We start from the raw sequence: 17270 nt of genomic DNA, 5'->3' as shown, positions 1-17270 counted from the left end.
GTTCGCATATAACTGACTCAGCTCTAGTCAGGGCCGGTCTTCGCTTCGATGATCCCCATTAGTCACTCCCACTCATTTCAGGGGCAGTAGTGGAGACGGAGATCAAGGAGGATGCGCGTGTATCTTCGAATAGCCAGAAGGCAGTGCGAGACGCACTGTCCCGATTGCTCGACCAGCCCCGATCAGGGACATTTACGTGATCGTCCAACAGAAAAGCGATTTTATTCAGACTGACTCTCGAAATAAGCAGCGGCTTCAAGAAGCGGTTTGGGGTCACTGCCTTGGCGTGCAACAATCGCTGCAGTCTCTTTATATTGCTTTGCCAGCGATTCAGCCTGCCGAGGATACAACGGTTCCCGCGCCTTTAATTTCTCGTCAATTTCCTTTCGTATCTTCTTTCTATTCTTCTCATTATTAGCTGGTTGGGCGGTTTCATCAGCTTTTTCCCTGGCCTGTGCCAATCCTGGGGCTCCATCCGTGAATGCCTGTGCCAAACCCGGAGTCCCATCGCTAATTACGATTGCGAGGGCGGCAATCAGCAGGGTAACGATGGCCTTGGTCGAGTGAATGTGCGGTATCATTTAAAGTACTGTAATCGTTTACTTTTTACGCAGGAAATCCGAAAAGTAGCGGCGCTTACTGAGTCAGCGCCCTGTCGACCGCAAACGCTGTGGAGTTCGTGTTGACGGAAATGCGACTGATAAATTGGCCCCCGTACCGCTCTCCGCCCGAGAGGCCGGTGGCAAGCAGATGGGGTACAGCTTTGTCTGCCGATAGAGTGACCTGATTGGTCGTGCGGTTCCACGTCGCATGAATAGTCGCGGATTTGGCGTTGAGACTTTCTGAAGTGTAGTCTCCGATCAGATAATAGGGATAATTCTTGACCGGTAGGTTAAACATCCGCTCGTATTCTGTGAAGACGGCATTTAACCAGTCAAACTGGAGCGTATTGCCGCTCTCATCATATCTGGCCAAGTTCGCTTGATGAAAAAAATGGGGCCATTTCTTAAAGGTCAGCATATGCCGCAAAGCCATATCGGCCTCGGCCATGAGAATTTCCGCATAATTTCGGGGGGCGCAAATTGCCATCGGTATTTCACATGGATTTTGTCCCGCGCTAATATATCTTCGATGGTAAACATAATTGTACTCATCTTCCAGTTGGGATGGATTCGTCACATTATAAAAAATATCGGTCGGCCAGCGTGGCAACATTAGCCGATCCGTTGGGCTGTCATCCTTGTACTGCGCGATATACTGTTCCATGTTCTCAGCCCGCTGCGACGAGTCGGCGGCAAGGTAGACAACGCCGGCTTTTGCAGCGGCTTCAAGGAATAACGGATTGGCGCCGCCCGCATCAAATGCGATGTCATCAGCTTGAACGTCAAACATATCCAGGTGCAACGCCGAATCATTGGTGCATCTGGGATCCTTAAGGCCAGAATGGCCGCCGCTTACAAGCACCCGGTTGTTTTGACTTCTCTCGGGAAGACCCAGAAGACTCCAGACAATACGGTTTTTGGCGATTTCCGCTTCAATGGCGGAAATGTCGGTAAACGTGACGTAATCACAAGGAGCATTGGCTGGAACCGGTGCTTTAGCCATGTCTGGATGAGAGAAGGTATGGTTGATGAAGCGGAAATTTGCCTTGGTTGCAGCCACCGCAGCTACCAGGTCTTCTGTCAAGTTTACAGTCAGCGGCATTGCGTTCGGATCGACTACAGCCCAGGAACCGTTGAAGGGAAAATCCAGCTTAAAATTACGGGCTAACGGGTGCGCGGCACGAAAGGCGGCCTGTTTGCTCACTGCATTATTGATGTCGGCGCCATTCAAGCGATAGATATTGGCCGGATTATCCTTCTTGAGGGCAGGATCCCATAGACTGTTGGGGCGGAACAGATCGTCCACATGGGCGGCCATATGAACACGGCGCGCCCCAACGAATACCCCTTGCGTTACCCAGTTGATGAACTCGTAGGCCAGGACTTTTGAATGAAAGAGGAATGAGGCATTCGTAATCGTAGAGATCATCACCTCGCGCACGGGTGTTGTCCGAGAGGGGATCATGTACCGCACGATGGATACCAATGCTTCATCACCCTGCGTTCTCAGGAGTGGCTCAACGTGGGGTACAGAACCGTCCCGCAGCCCGTTGGTATCATTTCGAGCATTGGCCGCGAAGGCAAAGTCTGTAATTGGAAGTGGATTAGTCCGGTTCACATACTCGAAAACTTCCTTGCTATAAGCGGGAGGCACTGTCCAATGGGCGTCGTAGTCGGTTGAACTGGACGAATAGACAAGACCATAGTCCAGGTAGACGCCATAAGGAGGTTCTGGATCCCGATAAGTGCCCGGCCAGCCTGATAGCACGGCTTGGCGGACACCGAAGTCTTTCTGGTAATCGTGCAGGATGTCCCATTCTGATGGTGTGAAGCTTGGAACCGAGTCGGAGTCAGTCATGACGATGCCATTATAGTTGCCTACACAGCCAGCATCCTCAGCTTTGCAGGCGGTTCCGGCCGAAGTGGAGGCGAGTATCGCAGGTGTCAGATCCCGTGCGCCGGCGTTTAATACATCGTATTCCACTCCCATTTCCTCAAGGACGGGTTTGATGTAGGCCAATCCTGGGTCTTCCGCTACATCGCCTGTCGCGATGATCAATATTTTCAGTCTCACGGCATTGTCAGCAAATGCAGGCATCGCCCCAACCGTTAAAGCCAGCCATATTGTCATGGAGGCAAGCAAGGTGCGTGTTATGTGGAAGTTCTTTTTCATTACTAAAATCTCTTTTTTGATATGGAAATCCCAAAAAAGATTCCAGGGCACTGCTGCTTGGAATCTGTTGCATTTAACGAAGCTCGAGCCGAATGGTTACACTTTTTTTCGTGATGTTCTCGCTTCTCGCAGTCTGTCGGATTTGAAGGGATTTCCTTTAAGTCCGACAGGCTGCTAGGGATCGATGCGATGCAAAACGAAGAGCCTGGTAGATGCTGTATCGCAGCTGGAGGGGGAGACAACGTCACCGGTGATCTAATGCGAGGCGGAGATATAAACAGCCATTTAATTTTCAAGGGGCGGGCGCCGCCTTTGGGTATCTGTGGTATCTGTAGTATTGGTCCTGTTTCTCAAAGCTATGTCGGCCCGGGCGGAATCGCCCCCTTCGCACGACGTCCGCAAAACTATTGCGATATACTCCATTATTGAATCGCGGGAGGGGCCATGAAAATTCACGAATACCAGGCTAAAGATATCTTGCGCCGGTTCGCCATTAACACCCCGCGCGGCAGTGCCTGCTTCAGCATTGATGAAGCGGTGAAGGCAGCTGAGCAACTGGGTGGGAGCGCGTGGGTTGTCAAGGCGCAGATTCACGCCGGTGGGCGCGGTAAGGGTGGCGGCGTAAAATTGGCGAAGTCGCTCGACGAAGTGAAACAGTTCGCCGCGAAAATACTCGGTATGACGCTTGTCACGCATCAGACCGGCCCGCAGGGCCAGGTTGTACGGCGGCTTCTGGTTGAGGAGGGGGTCGATATCAGGAAAGAGCTTTATATCGGCCTGGTAGTGGATCGCAGCAGCCGGCGCGTCTGCCTGGTAGCAAGTTCAGAAGGCGGGATGGATATCGAAGAGGTTGCCGCCGGAACGCCGGAAAAGATTCACAAGGTGTTCATCGATCCATTGGCCGGCTTAACTGCCCAGGATGCCGAAGACGTTGCGCGCAAGATCGGTATTGAGGAATCAGCCGCGGCAGCAGCGCGAACCCTGTTGCAGGGCTTGTATCGGGCCTATGACAGCACCGATGCTTCGCTGCTCGAAATCAATCCATTGATACTAACCGCTGAGGGCCACCTCGTCGCCCTCGATGCGAAAATGAATTTTGACGACAACGCCCTGTTCCGCCATCCTGATATTGCCGAATTGCGCGACCTGGACGAGGAAGATCCGGCGGAGATCGAGGCATCCAGGCATGATCTCTCCTATATCTCGCTGGACGGAAATATCGGATGCCTGGTTAATGGCGCGGGTCTGGCAATGGCAACCATGGATATCATCAAGCTCTATGGAGGAAGCCCCGCCAACTTTCTGGATGTGGGAGGCGGCGCCACCGCCGAGAAGGTGGCGGAGGCGTTCAAACTGATGCTACGCAACCCGAATCTGCAAGCCATATTGATAAACATATTTGGCGGCATCATGAAGTGCGACGTGATTGCCGAAGGGGTGGTGGCAGCGGCGCGCGAGGTGAAGCTGAAGGTGCCATTGGTGGTGCGACTCGAAGGGACCAATGTGGACTTGGGCAAAAAGATTCTCGCCGAGTCCAGGTTGCTGATTATTTCGGCGGGCAATATGGCCGACGCCGCGGAGAAGGCTGTTACGGCGGCAGCGTCGGCAGCGGAATCAGCGATGGGAGGAGCATAACATGTCCATCCTGATTAACCGGGACACCCGGGTGATGACGCAGGGTATTACCGGCAAGACCGGGCAGTTCCATACTCGGATGTGCCGTGATTACGCTTACGGAAAAGATTGTTTTGTTGCCGGGGTAAATCCGAAAAAAGCGGGCGAGGACTTCGAAGGTATTCCGGTATTTGCCACCGTCAGGGAGGCAAAGCAGGCGACCGGTGCAACGGTTTCCGTAATCTACGTGCCGCCGCCATTCGCCGCTGCCGCGATCGATGAGGCGGTGGATGCTGAACTGGACCTGGTAATCTGCATTACTGAGGGCATCCCGGTTCGCGACATGTTGCGCATCTGCTACAAGATGCAGGGGCGTAAAACCAGATTGATCGGCCCCAACTGTCCGGGCATTATCACACCCGACGAAATCAAGATAGGTATCATGCCGGGCTACATCCACAAGAAGGGCCGCATTGGCGTGGTGTCGCGCTCCGGAACGCTGACATACGAGGCGGTGGCGCAATTGATGGAGCAGGGATTGGGACAGTCCACCTGTATAGGTATTGGCGGTGACCCGGTGAATGGCCTGAAACATCTTGATGTGATGAAATTGTTCAATGACGACGATGAAACCGATGCCGTTTTGATGGTAGGCGAAATCGGGGGTTCCGATGAGGAAGATTGTGCCCGCTGGGTCAGGGATAATATGCAAAAACCACTGGTCGGTTTCATTGCCGGCCTGACAGCGCCGCCGGGTAGACGCATGGGGCATGCCGGCGCGGTCATTTCGGGCGGCAAGGGCACGGCGCAGGAAAAGCTTGCGGTGCTGGAGGAGTGCGGGATTAAAGTCACGCGAAATCCCGCCGAGATGGGCAAAGTGCTCAAATCAGTGCTGTGATAATGTTGCCAGCATATTTGAAAGCGAACTGACTTGACTACAACGGCCTTTTTGCGATGACCTTTTTTTCATTGATTTTCGTTCTCCTGCTGGAGCGATGGCGTCCCGGTAGCGACCGCAATCGTATTGTCTCGCTTTTTCTCTCCTATGCCGATTCGCTGGAGCGTTATTTCAACACCGGTCTGCGCAGACATGTCATCGCTGCCTGGGTAGTCGCCGTAATCCCCGTACTGCTGCTCTCCGTCTGGATCTACTATTTATTGTATAACCTAAGCCCGCTACTGGCATGGGCATGGAACGTAATAACGCTTTATCTCACCATGTGTTTTCGCCAGTTCAGCTATTCATCCAATGAAATCAGGGATGCGCTTGAGAACAAGGATTTGCTTCTTGCTCGCAAGCTGTTGTGGAAGCTGCATGGGGTAGAAGCAGACGACCTCAGCAGTCAGGAAATTGCGCGAATCACCATCGAGACGGGCCTGATCTATTCGCATCGCTATGTATTCGGAATTATTATCTGTTTTGCACTATTGCCCGGACCGTTGGGGGCAGTCCTGTATCGGCTGGCGGAATTACTGGATGAGCGCTGGGGCGGACGTACGGACGCATTTGGGGACTTTGCCGTGAAAGCATTCAAGATCATTGACTGGCTGCCGGCAAGAGCGACTGCCATGAGTTTTGCCATCGCGGGCAATTTCGAGGATGCGATTTATTGCTGGCGTGCACAAGCGGCATCGTGGATGGACCGCAACCAGGGCATCATTCTGGCCAGCGGCGCAGGCGCGCTTGGGGTCTGCCTGGGAGATCCGTTGCGAGAGGCCGGCAGCAGGCACTATCGTCCCGAATTGGGCGTGGGCGAAGAAGCCGACGCCGATTTTCTGCAAAGTACGGTTGGCCTGGTTTGGCGCACCCTGGTTTTGTGGCTTACGCTGCTTCTGCTGCTGGAGATCGCCAGTTGGGCCGGGTAAGCAAAAAGAGTGGATTTTTAATCGCGAAACCGATAATGTCAAGGCGTTGAAGTCCTGTTAAACCAGTCCGTGAGCCCCATGCCAGAACCGTTGATAATTGCCCATTCCGACAACGCAATTGCGCTCTTGCCCCATTTTGCCAATCGGCATGGGCTGATCACCGGGGCGACCGGTACTGGCAAAACCGTTACGCTGCAGGTATTGGCCGAGCGATTCTCATCAATTGGCGTGCCCGTATTCATGGCTGACGTCAAGGGCGATCTCGCAGGCCTTTCTGTTGCAGGTGCGGTTTCGCCGAAGATGAAAGAGCGGCTTGCGCAACTCAAGCTTGATGAGCCACAGTGGATGGCCTGCCCGGTTACATTCTGGGACATATACGGTAAATCCGGACACCCGGTGCGCGCAACCATATCGGATATGGGACCGCTGCTGCTCGGGCAGTTGTTCAACCTTAACGACACGCAACAGGGCGTGCTGACGCTGGTATTCAGAATTGCGGACGATAACGGGCTATTGCTGCTTGACTTGAAAGATCTCCGCGCCATGTTGCAGTTTGTAGGCACTAACGCAAAAGAGTTCACTGTTCAGTATGGTAACGTTTCAGCCGCCTCGATCGGTGCAATTCAGCGCTCGCTGCTGGAGATCGAGCAACAGGGCGGCGACCACTTCTTCGGCGAAGCGATGCTCGATATCAATGACCTGATACAGACCGGCGCCGGGGGCAGCGGCATGATCAATATCCTGGTCGCCGACAAGCTGATGAACTCTCCCAAGCTGTATTCGACGTTTCTGCTGTGGATTTTGTCGGAACTGTTCGAGCATCTTCCCGAAGTAGGTGATCCGGAGAAGCCGAAACTGGTATTTTTCTTCGACGAAGCTCATCTTTTGTTTAACGAAGCGCCCAGATCGCTGCTGGAGAAAATTGAACAGGTGGTGAGATTGATTCGCTCAAAAGGCGTTGGCGTGTATTTCGTGACTCAGAATCCGCTGGACATCCCTGAGAGTGTTTTAGGTCAGCTTGGCAACCGTGTGCAGCATGCATTACGCGCGTTTACCCCGCGCGATCAGAAAGCAGTCAGGTCGGCAGCGCAAACCATGCGAGCCAACCCCGCCTTCGATATCGAAAAAGCAATCACCGAGCTCTCGGTCGGTGAAGCTCTCGTGTCGTTGCTGGACGAGAAAGGCCGTCCCGCCATGGTCGAGCAGGCATTCATCCTGCCGCCTGCATCGAGAATAGGTCCGATCACCGAGGCGGAACGCAGTGCCCTCATCCGGTCATCGGTTATTTTCGGTTGTTACGAACAGAGAGTGGACCGGGAATCGGCGTATGAAATAATTAAAAGCCGTACAGAACTCAAACAAGATGACGGGAGTGATGCAGTACCCCGGTCGGACAGGTCGGAAAGGACGGGCGCCAGCAGTGGCGTGATGGACACGCTGAGCGATATGCTGCTAGGTAAAAGTGGCCCGCGCGGCGGCTATCAGGCTGGCATTCTCGACGCGGCAGCGAAAAGTGCGGCGCGCTCCATTGGCTCACGGGTCGGCCGCGAAATCTTTCGGGGTGTTTTAGGCGGTATTTTTGGTGGTGGGCGCAGGCGCTGACGGTTACAATATTCTCTCTATGTAGTATGGATGCGGATCGAGCAGTTCCTGGTATTTACTCGGGTTCGCCCTCATGCCGATCCACATAACCGGGGGTTAAATTTGGCATTATCCCTATCAAACAGAGAAGGGCGGCCATGCGTTTGATCATAGCAATTTTTTTGATGACTACGTTCGCAGGTTGCACGACCACTGGGCCGGGTCAGCGTCCTGCCGGACCCTTGCCGGCAACCACACGGCCCGTTTATAACCTTGCCGGCTACTCACCCGCCTTCAAGGACGGATATATTGATGGCTGCGAGACTGCAAAAAAAACTTCTTACGGGTTCAAGGACCAACGCCGGTTTGTTGCCGATACTCAATACCGGCTGGGCTGGAACGATGGGTTCAGCCTCTGCGGCCGCCACCGTGGCGGCAAATGACGCGGAACAAAAGCCCGCTTGACATGCCGGATAACGTGTTCTCCGCTGCTGGGCTATAATAGCGTTTTTTGCAGCTTTGCCATGAAACGTTGCCTTCCCTTGTTGCTGTGCCTGTTTACGCTGCCCGTGGCCGCCCAGCAATCTCAGATCTACGCCGCGCCGCAAGCGTTATCCCTGGCTGCCAAATCGTACATTCTGACCGATTTTCAAAGCGGGCAGACCCTTATCGGTCAGAATGCTCACGAACGTGTTGAACCTGCTTCGCTTACGAAGCTGATGACGGCATATGTGGTTTTCTCGGCCCTCTACCAGAAACGCATTACCTTGACGCAGCCCGTGGCAGTGTCAGAGCGTGCATGGCGTGCCCAAGGGTCCCGCATGTTTATCGAGCCGAACAAACTGGTAACGGTTGATGAATTGATGCGCGGCATGATCGTGCAGTCGGGTAATGACGCATGCATAGCGCTGGCGGAAACTGTCTCCGGCTCCGAGAGCGACTTCGTACAGCTAATGAATAAGGAGGCGAGCCGTTTGGGCATGAAGAACACTCGTTTTGCCAATTCAACCGGCCTGCCGAATGCCGAGCATTACAGTACCGCTCACGATCTTGCCTTGCTGGCGGTAGCCATGATCCGGGATTTTCCCGAGTACTACCCGCTTTATTCGCTGCGTGAGTATACCTACAATAAAATTACCCAGGCCAATCGTAACCGCCTGCTGTGGCTCGATCCCAATGTGGATGGGGTCAAAACGGGACATACTGAAGCCGCCGGCTATTGCCTTGTTACGTCAGCCAGACGCGGCGAGCGGCGTTTAATTTCCGTAGTGATGGGAACCGCATCCGAAACTGCGCGCGCAATGGAAAGTCAACGCCTGCTGAATCACGGTTTCCAGTTCTTCGACACGGTCCGCTTGTATCCCAAGGAGCAAGAAGTGATTGCCATCCAGCTATGGAAAGGCGCGCAGGACAAGCTCAAGACAGGGTTCGGCCATGATGTTTACTTCTCGCTTCCCAAATCCCAGGCGGATAAACTGAAAGCCAAGATGGAATATAAGCAACCGTTGGTGGCACCCATCAATGCAGGACAAAAAGTAGGTGTGGTGAAGTTCACGCTCAACGGCAAACCCGTGGCCGAACATCCGCTGGTAGCGTTGGAAACCGTGAGTGCCGCCAACTTTCTTGGCCGCGCCTGGGATAGTTTGCGGTTGATATTTAATTAGCGCAAACTAGTGTGGATGCGTTTCGGTACCGATTATGAACAAGGCTCATCATGATCTATCTCAACGGTGATTTCCTGCCTATCGAAGAAGCACGTGTTCCGGTACTGGACAGGGGTTTCATTTTTGGTGATGGGGTATACGAAGTCATTCCTGTTTATTCCCGCAAGCCTTTTCGGCTGGCCGAGCATCTACTCCGCCTGCAGCACAGCCTTGACGGCATTCGTCTGCAAAACCCCCATTCCAACGGCGAATGGAGCGGCATGCTGGAACAGGTCATCGCCGGCAATGAAGGCGACGACCAGTATCTCTATTTGCATATCACGCGCGGCGTGGCGAGGCGGGACCATGCCTTTCCAAAAGGCGCCACACCGACGGTGTTCATTATGAGCAACCCCTTGCTGGCGCCGCCAAGCGGGCTGCTCGCCACTGGTGTGGCTGCGATCACAGCAAGTGACAACCGCTGGCTGCGTTGCGATATCAAGGCAATTTCGCTGTTGCCCAACGTACTGCTGCGTCAAATGGCAATTGATGCGGGTGCGATGGAAACCGTATTGCTACGGGAAGGCTTCATGACCGAGGGTGCCGCCAGCAATATTTTTGTGGTAAAAGATGGGGTTCTGCTGGCGCCGCCAAAAAATCATCTGATGCTGCCCGGCATTACCTATGATGTCGTGCTTGAGCTGGCGGCTGCCGAAAAGATTCCATGTGAAGTGAGAGAGATTTCGGAATATGAGGTGCGTACAGCCCAGGAACTGCTGCTTACTTCCTCAACCAAAGAAATAATGCCCATCACCCGTCTCGATGACAAACCGGTGGGAGACGGGAAGCCAGGGACGATGTTCGCACTACTGCACCGGCTCTACCAGAGCTATAAACAGACTACTATGAGGGGCGCGCCTTCAATATCGTAGGGAACGGCAACCTGTGAGTTCGTCCGACCAAACCACGTTGATCGAATACCCCTGTGATTTTCCTGTAAAGATCATGGGACGGGTTGGCTCTTTGCCTGGTTCTCCTTCCAGTGCCGCGACGCTGGAGCATCGCCGGCAGGATTTCACTCAGGCAGTGCTGATGATTGTGAGACGCCACGCGCCCGATTTTGAGGACACAAATCTGGAGGTCAGGATCAGCAGGAAAAATAATTATTTGAGTCTCACCTGCACCGTCCGGGCCATTTCTCGCGAACAACTGGATGCGCTATACCAGGAACTGTGCGATCATCCCATGGTGGTAATGGTACTTTAACGAGCCCCTTGTAATCTGGGGATACGCTTTTCGACCATGTACCTCGTAGACATCAAATCAGGAACGGATACGTCAAATATCAAGATCAGATATCACGGCGTGATGGATTACCTTGCCGCCTGGCATGCGATGAAAGACTTTACGGCGTCTCGCACGGAAGTAACTCCAGATGAAATCTGGTTGCTGGAGCACCCGGCTGTTTACACCCAAGGCATCGCAGGCAAGCCGGAGCATCTGCTCTACAGCAACGGGATTCGTGTGATCCGGACGGACCGTGGTGGCCAGATTACCTACCACGGTCCAGGTCAGATTATCGCGTATCTGCTGCTGGATATGCGGCGTCTCAAACTGGGCGTGCGCGAACTGGTCAGAAAAATGGAAGGTGCCGTGGTAGACTTGCTGCGTGACTACGGCATCGACGCGGAAGGCTCCGCGGATGCGCCCGGTGTATACGTGGGCGGCGCAAAAATCGCCTCGCTGGGACTGAAAATAAAAAAAGGCTGCTGCTATCACGGGCTGGCTCTCAACGTACACATGGACCTGGTTCCGTTTGCCGCGATTAATCCCTGCGGCTATTCCGGGCTACGGGTAACTCAAACCCGAGATCTTGGGATAACCGACGAGCCGGGAATGTTGAGTAGAAAACTTGTCGAAAAATTACAGATCAGGCTCTGGGTCAGCCAAGCAGTGTAGTCAAGTTGGGTAGGCAAGTTGGGTAGTTAAGCGTCTCGCATCCCCGCCAAGCTCATGTGTCGCGATCACAAAAGACCGTTAACGCGGCGTTTGACTGATATAAGGAACATTTTGCAAAACTGGGCCGGCGCAGCGCAGCATAACCGGAAACCGGACTGCAGGCCGCAAGAATAAGTTTTTCCGTATTGTTCATATCTAAAAAATCACATCCCTTACACCCTTTAGAGCCATGACAGCTGAAACCCGCCAGAAAGGCGTAGCCAAGACGGCACGCAATCCCATCAAGATCGCACCGCAATCTACCGCCGAGCTGCTTCGTAAACCTTCATGGATACGGGTACGTTCTTCCAACAGCCAGGAATTTTACGAAGTCAAACGGATCCTGCGGGAGCAGAAACTCCACACCGTGTGCGAAGAAGCTTCCTGCCCGAATATCGGTGAGTGCTTCGGCAAAGGTACGGCCACCTTCATGATACTGGGCGATCTCTGTACCCGCCGTTGTCCATTCTGCGACGTGGCGCATGGCAAGCCGCTCCCACCGGATGCGCAGGAGCCGTTGCATCTGGCGCAGTCAATCGCCGCCATGAAACTGAAATATGTTGTTATCACCAGCGTTGATCGGGATGATCTGCGAGACGGCGGTGCTCAGCATTTTGTGGACTGCATACGTGAAGTTCGGAATCATTCGCCGCAGACAAAAATAGAGATCCTTGTACCGGATTTCCGTGGAAGGCTGGAAGTTGCGCTGGAAAAATTGTTCGCCTGTCCGCCCGACGTACTGAATCACAATCTCGAAACTGTTCCTCGACTCTACAAGCAGTGCCGGCCGGGCGCCGATTATTCGCATTCCCTTAAACTGCTGAAGGACTTCAAGGTACGTTTTCCGGATATTCCTACCAAATCCGGTTTAATGCTGGGTTTGGGAGAAACGGATGAGGAGATCCTTGAAGTGCTGCGTGATTTACGCGCACACGACGTCGAGATGCTCACGATCGGGCAATATTTGCAACCGGGCATTGGCCATCTACCCGTGTTGCGCTATGTGCCGCCGGAAGGGTTCAAGGAACTCGAGCGGGCTGCAATTGAAATGGGTTTCAGCAATGCCGCGTGTGGGCCAATGGTGCGATCCAGCTACCATGCGGACCAGCAGGCGCATGAAGCGGGTATCAGATAACAGCGGAATACAACGGCTGATCGAAGTACTGTTCTACCCGACAGAGTGATTTTCACGGCCAGTAAGTAATACACATCCAACAGGAGCGGCTCCAATGCGTATCATTACTGTATTTTTTGTTTGGTTTTGCGTTTCTATCTCCGCCTGTGCTACGGGGAACGCTCCTGTATCCGATGAGGATACTGCCTATGGTCTGAAGCAAGCACTTACCCAGAGTGCCGAAGTAGCGGTAGATAAACTGGGGGTTGAGAATGGATTTCTCCAGAATCCCAAGGTTAAAATTCCACTGCCCGGATCGCTACAGAAAGTGGAAGGTCTCATGCGCACGCTGGGTATGAGCAAGTACGCGGATGGCTTGATCGTGACCATGAATCGCGCAGCGGAAGCGGCGGCAGCCGAAGCTGAGCCGCTACTGGTGGACGCTGTGCAAGAGATGTCAGTGGGAGACGCCAAGGCGATACTTACGGGGGGCAATGATGCGGCAACACAGTACTTCCGTAACACGACTTCTGAAGCATTGACTCAAAAGTTTCTGCCAATAGTGAAAAACGCGACTGATAAGGCAGGCCTGGCTAAAAAATACAATGAGTTCGCGGGGAAGGGCGCGAAATTTGGCTTAGTGGCGGAAAGAAATGCAAATATTGAAAACTATGTCACCCAGAAAACGCTGGACGGGCTGTATCTCATGATGGCGGAGGAGGAGCGAGCCATTCGAAACGACCCGATGGGCCAAGGTAGTAAGCTGCTGCAGCAAGTATTTGGCTCAGTGAAGTAAAGACTGCAATACGACGCCAAAAGCAGGCAATTTTCCGCGCTTTTTATTGATATTCATCTGAAATCGTCCGGGCTATCCCGGAATTCTTGTTTTTCTCCGGTAATTCTTTGATAAGCCAGACTATCAGATTCCCGATCAGTTTATCGCTTGCTTCTGTCAGGGCACGCACCGCGCCTTGGGCGTTCGCTGCAGGCGCAGCCTGCTCGATGCTGAAACTGCGCTGCGCCAGCGGCAGACGCGTGCCGGATTCGATGAGGCTCGCACGAATTTTGATTACGGCACGGCTTTGGTCGGTGGTATCGAATACCTGAGTAAATTCTTCAAGTTCAAGGCGTAACATATAATCGGCTCGCGCGCCATCGGCGGCGCTCACTACGGCGTCATCGTTGATCTCCGCGATTCGGCTCCTGATGCGCTGAGTGAGTAATATCGCAGGGGTAGCAGCCCAGCGGTTGTTCGCATAGGCATGCGACTGTGCCAGGTCGTGATATGCCAGACGGTAATGAATCCCAGTGCTGTCCAACCACGCCGGTGCTGCCGTATCTGCCACAAATAGACTTGCCTTCAACCGTCTGTTCCCCGATGTTTCTGCACTGGATGCGGTTGCAAGTCGTTGCAGGCCGAAGTCATATACCGCTATTGGTGTTTGCGTCCGAGGCGTGACACAGCCCGCGAGTGCCATCAAAGCAAGAACCAGCAATTTTCTCATTTCAATTTTCTCCAGGTGGTACGAAGCCCTCTTCTCCCGGACCGGGCGGCGGCGGCAGTCTGCCAAACAGCAGGCTCCGCGGCTGCTCTTCCAGTTGCAGAAGAACGCGATCAACGTTACGGGAATTCCGTTTGATTCCCTCAGTTGCTTCTCGCAGTTTATGCATAGTGGCGGTAAGTTCTCCGGCGGTTTGAGCAAAGCTGTCGATAGTTCCTCCCTGCTGATTCAGTTTCGCCGTTATCTGATTAAGGTCGAGTACCAGCTGATCGGTATGCTGCAGTACCGAACTTGCGTCGGCAGCCAGTCCAGGCAATGTTTTCAGCCCGGGCTCCAATTGACTCACGACACCGTGTAAACGACCGGTCACAGACTCCGTATTCTCCAATATATGCTCAAACCGTGTTCGGTTCTGATCATTAAGAAGGAGAGTTAATCGCTCTACCAATCCATTCGCATTACTGAGCAGGCGCTGCCCCGAATTGGTGATGCTATCCAGTGTGGACGGACGCAAGGGGATTTGCGCGAGATCGTCCCCATCAGTTTCCAGTCTTTCAGCTTCGCCACCTTCGTCATTCAATTGCACATACGCAAGACCTGTCAAACCCTGATAGCCGAGTTGCGCATAGGTATTCCTGGTCAACGGCAAATCCCGGTCTACGGCAATCCGGATGAGAATAGTATGCGAATCTTGCGGGTCCAGCCGGATATTCTCGACTTTACCGACAGTGACGCCGCGGTAACGCACCGTCGCCTGGGAGTTGAGACCGGTAACGGGGAACTCTGATACCAGCAGATATTTGTCACGGGTCATGGTGTCGCCGCTGAACCACATGGCAGCGACCGCCACGGCCGCGCTTAGAAGAATTACGAATAAACCCGCCGCAAGGGCATGGGCACGGTTTTCCATAATGCTACCCCTGTAAAATACCGCGATTGTTTTCTAATGTCCTCTTGCCACGCTCACCGCAAAAAAAGCTGGTAATAAATGGATGCTTCGCCTTGATCACTTCCTGCAGAGTTCCAAGCGCCACCATACGCTGTTCAGCTAGAACTGCCACCCGATCAGAGAGTGCGACCAGCGTATCGAGATCATGCGTTGCCATGACGATGGTCAGTGGCAATTCGTGCCGCATGCCCTGGATCAGCTTGACGAACGCATCACTCAGTTGCGGATCGAGACCGGCGGTTGGTTCGTCCAAAAACAGTAATTCGGGATCCAGCGCCATAGCCCGTGCCAGGGCAATACGCTTGATCATTCCTCCGGAAAGCTCCGCGGGCATTTTAGTAGCATGCCTGGTATCGATATCCACCATTTTAAGTTTGAGCATTACCAGACGGCGTATTATGTCTTCGTCAAGCGTACGCAGTTCGCGCATGGGCAGCGCTATGTTGTCATATACCGATAGTGCGCTGAACAATGCACCTTTTTGAAACAACACGCCGCAGCGGTTGCGCATGTATTGCAATTTTGCACGGTCCTGGCCATGCAGGGGTAGGCCGGAAAATCGAACCTTCCCTTGTGCCGGGGTCTCCAGACCCAGCATCTGCCGCATCAACGCGGTCTTGCCGCTGCCGGAGCCGCCCACCAGCCCAAGCACTTCCCCGTGGCGCACGCAGAGATTGATATCTTCGTGCACGACATGGCTGCCGAATCGTGTATATAGTCCCTCAACCTCGATAATGCATTCTCCGTCTGCCATTGGATTATCGCCTCACCTTAATCCAACATTGGAAAAAACCACGGCGAAAATCGCATCAATAATAATAACGACGGTAATGGAGGTTACGACTGAGTTTGTCGTTCCTTCACCCAGGCTTTCGGTATTGGATTTGATTCTCAGCCCGAAATGACAGGAAATCAGCGCGATCACCATTCCGCAAACAACGCCTTTCCCCAGCCCCAGCCATAAATTTGCAATGGCTACGGCATCCGGCAGCTTGCTTAAAAAAAATTGATAGCCCAGCCCCAGTTGAATTTCAGCAACGACCATTCCTCCTATCAAAGCGACCGCGCTGGTCCACAACACCACAAGCGGCATCGCGATGCCGAGCGCTATGACCTTCGGCATCACCAGCCGCTGACTGTGAGGTATCCCCATCACGGTCAGCGCATCGAGTTCTTCTGTAACCCTCATCACGCCCAGTTGCGCGGTCATGGAAGAACCTGAACGTCCGGCGACCAGTATTGCGGCCAGCACCGGACCGAGTTCGCGAATAATGCTTACGCCAAGAATATTGATAATGAATATGTCTGCCCCAAACATCTGTAATTGCCTGGAAGAGAGAAAGCTCAGCACGACACCAATGAGAAATCCGACCAGCGCAGTGATACCCAGCGCTTGCGCGCCGGTACGGTATAGATTCGCGGAGATCTCACGCCATGGAACAAGCGCTGGATGGGCGATCAGATATATCGCATCGAGTAATAACTGGCCGGAAAGTGCTATCAGGCCAATCAAATGGTCCCACAACAGGAAAACCGCTTTTCCAAGAACTGTGATCGGCCATAGCGGATCTCGCGCTATCGGTGCGGGGGGGGCTGGCATTTTTTCCAGGCGGTTGAACAATCTTTCATGCTCAGGCTGAAGCAGCAAATGCCGGGGACGGCGTTCGGCCCAGGCTCGCCACAGTAGAACCGCGCCTGCATCATCCATTTGCGTTATCCCGGTAAGATCCCACTGTAGTTCCGGATCGGTTGCGTGCGTAGCAAGTTCGCCGGCGAGCGGTTGCAGCCGCTTTCCAAGAGCGGTCAGCGTGCAATTCCCGGCAAGCACCAAACGAGACGCCCCGTCCTCGCCGGTTACGCGGCGCAATACGATCGATGAATTGCTGCCTTGATTCTCCGGCATCGTGATTTCCCTCTGCGCAACACTAACGACAGGATAAGCTTTCACAGCCTTGTTCAGCGTTCTATTCTATTCCTCTTGTGAGTGCGTTCCGTGAGGATTGCACGAAAAGCGCGCACTTCGCTCTTGCGCAGTCAGGGGTTATAGCGTGGCAACCGGTTGATTCTTCCACTAGTAGAACTCATTCAAGGATTTTAGGTCAAGCACAGCATGTCCTGACATGGTTAGGGGAAAAAACAAATATTGCGGAACCATCCGGCGTGATCCCTTCGGCTTATCGCCTGCAGCTGCAATTACTTTCCGGGCAATACAGTAACCTTCTTTCTTT

At 53.5% G+C, this 17270-nt stretch carries 17 protein-coding genes; 11 read left to right on the top strand and 6 right to left on the bottom strand.

All coding sequences use genetic code 11. The annotated features are described in order from the left end of the window. Positions 1 to 221: 221 nt before the first annotated feature. The gene (locus BMX66_RS05010) at positions 222 to 581 is read right to left on the bottom strand and encodes a hypothetical protein (RefSeq protein WP_090878926.1); all 360 of its coding nucleotides are present in this window, start codon (positions 579 to 581) and stop codon (positions 222 to 224) included. Positions 582 to 636: 55 nt separating this feature from the next. Beyond that, positions 637 to 2775: an Agd3-related carbohydrate deacetylase gene (locus BMX66_RS05005; protein WP_090879894.1), complete on the bottom strand. Its 2139-nt coding sequence runs from the start codon at positions 2773 to 2775 to the stop codon at positions 637 to 639. A gap of 444 nt (positions 2776 to 3219) precedes the next feature. On the opposite strand from BMX66_RS05005, the gene sucC reads away from it, so the two are divergent. The 11 genes from sucC (at position 3220) to BMX66_RS04950 (ending at position 13387) form a co-directional block, all read left to right on the top strand. Then, complete coding sequence (gene sucC, locus BMX66_RS05000; protein WP_090878924.1) at positions 3220 to 4410, top strand: ADP-forming succinate--CoA ligase subunit beta; 1191 nt, start codon at positions 3220 to 3222, stop codon at positions 4408 to 4410. A gap of 1 nt (position 4411) precedes the next feature. Beyond that, positions 4412 to 5287 (top strand): succinate--CoA ligase subunit alpha, encoded by an 876-nt coding sequence (gene sucD / locus BMX66_RS04995; RefSeq protein ID WP_090878922.1) that lies wholly within the window; start codon positions 4412 to 4414, stop codon positions 5285 to 5287. A 56-nt stretch (positions 5288 to 5343) separates the two neighbouring features. Beyond that, positions 5344 to 6255: a CobD/CbiB family protein gene (locus BMX66_RS04990; RefSeq protein WP_090878920.1), complete on the top strand. Its 912-nt coding sequence runs from the start codon at positions 5344 to 5346 to the stop codon at positions 6253 to 6255. 78 nt (positions 6256 to 6333) lie between these two features. Beyond that, positions 6334 to 7857, top strand: a complete 1524-nt coding sequence (locus BMX66_RS04985; protein WP_090878918.1) for a helicase HerA-like domain-containing protein — start codon at positions 6334 to 6336, stop codon at positions 7855 to 7857. Between the two features lie 164 nt (positions 7858 to 8021). Beyond that, positions 8022 to 8279 (top strand): hypothetical protein, encoded by a 258-nt coding sequence (locus tag BMX66_RS04980; protein ID WP_255398815.1) that lies wholly within the window; start codon positions 8022 to 8024, stop codon positions 8277 to 8279. 81 nt (positions 8280 to 8360) lie between these two features. Then, positions 8361 to 9500, top strand: coding sequence for a D-alanyl-D-alanine carboxypeptidase family protein (locus BMX66_RS04975; RefSeq protein WP_090878913.1), 1140 nt, complete (start codon positions 8361 to 8363; stop codon positions 9498 to 9500). A gap of 50 nt (positions 9501 to 9550) precedes the next feature. Then, a complete protein-coding gene (locus BMX66_RS04970) occupies positions 9551 to 10411 on the top strand; it encodes a D-amino acid aminotransferase (protein WP_090878911.1) in 861 nt (286 codons plus the stop codon). 13 nt (positions 10412 to 10424) lie between these two features. Continuing rightward, positions 10425 to 10745, top strand: coding sequence for a YbeD family protein (locus BMX66_RS04965; protein WP_090878910.1), 321 nt, complete (start codon positions 10425 to 10427; stop codon positions 10743 to 10745). A 36-nt stretch (positions 10746 to 10781) separates the two neighbouring features. Further along, positions 10782 to 11438, top strand: coding sequence for a lipoyl(octanoyl) transferase LipB (gene lipB / locus BMX66_RS04960; protein ID WP_090878908.1), 657 nt, complete (start codon positions 10782 to 10784; stop codon positions 11436 to 11438). A gap of 229 nt (positions 11439 to 11667) precedes the next feature. Then, complete coding sequence (lipA, locus tag BMX66_RS04955; RefSeq protein ID WP_090878906.1) at positions 11668 to 12612, top strand: lipoyl synthase; 945 nt, start codon at positions 11668 to 11670, stop codon at positions 12610 to 12612. Between the two features lie 94 nt (positions 12613 to 12706). Then, positions 12707 to 13387 (top strand): DUF4197 domain-containing protein, encoded by a 681-nt coding sequence (locus tag BMX66_RS04950; protein ID WP_090878904.1) that lies wholly within the window; start codon positions 12707 to 12709, stop codon positions 13385 to 13387. A gap of 43 nt (positions 13388 to 13430) precedes the next feature. Here the strand turns inward: BMX66_RS04950 and BMX66_RS04945 are convergent, their stop codons facing one another. From BMX66_RS04945 to BMX66_RS04930, 4 genes are read right to left on the bottom strand one after another with little or no spacing between them, the layout of a single operon-like run. Continuing rightward, a complete protein-coding gene (locus tag BMX66_RS04945) occupies positions 13431 to 14096 on the bottom strand; it encodes an ABC-type transport auxiliary lipoprotein family protein (RefSeq protein ID WP_090878902.1) in 666 nt (221 codons plus the stop codon). 1 nt (position 14097) lies between these two features. Beyond that, on the bottom strand, positions 14098 to 15003 hold the full coding sequence (locus tag BMX66_RS04940) for an MlaD family protein (RefSeq protein ID WP_090878900.1): 906 nt from the start codon (positions 15001 to 15003) through the stop codon (positions 14098 to 14100). Between the two features lie 4 nt (positions 15004 to 15007). Then, complete coding sequence (locus tag BMX66_RS04935; RefSeq protein ID WP_090878898.1) at positions 15008 to 15796, bottom strand: ABC transporter ATP-binding protein; 789 nt, start codon at positions 15794 to 15796, stop codon at positions 15008 to 15010. 12 nt (positions 15797 to 15808) lie between these two features. Further along, complete coding sequence (locus BMX66_RS04930; RefSeq protein WP_090878896.1) at positions 15809 to 16945, bottom strand: MlaE family ABC transporter permease; 1137 nt, start codon at positions 16943 to 16945, stop codon at positions 15809 to 15811. Between the last annotated feature and the right edge of the window lie 325 nt (positions 16946 to 17270).

This window comes from Nitrosovibrio sp. Nv6, assembly GCF_900110495.1.
Lineage (GTDB): Bacteria > Pseudomonadota > Gammaproteobacteria > Burkholderiales > Nitrosomonadaceae > Nitrosospira.
Note: the sequence above shows the minus strand (reverse complement) of the source record. Positions and strands in the feature narration are given on the sequence as shown.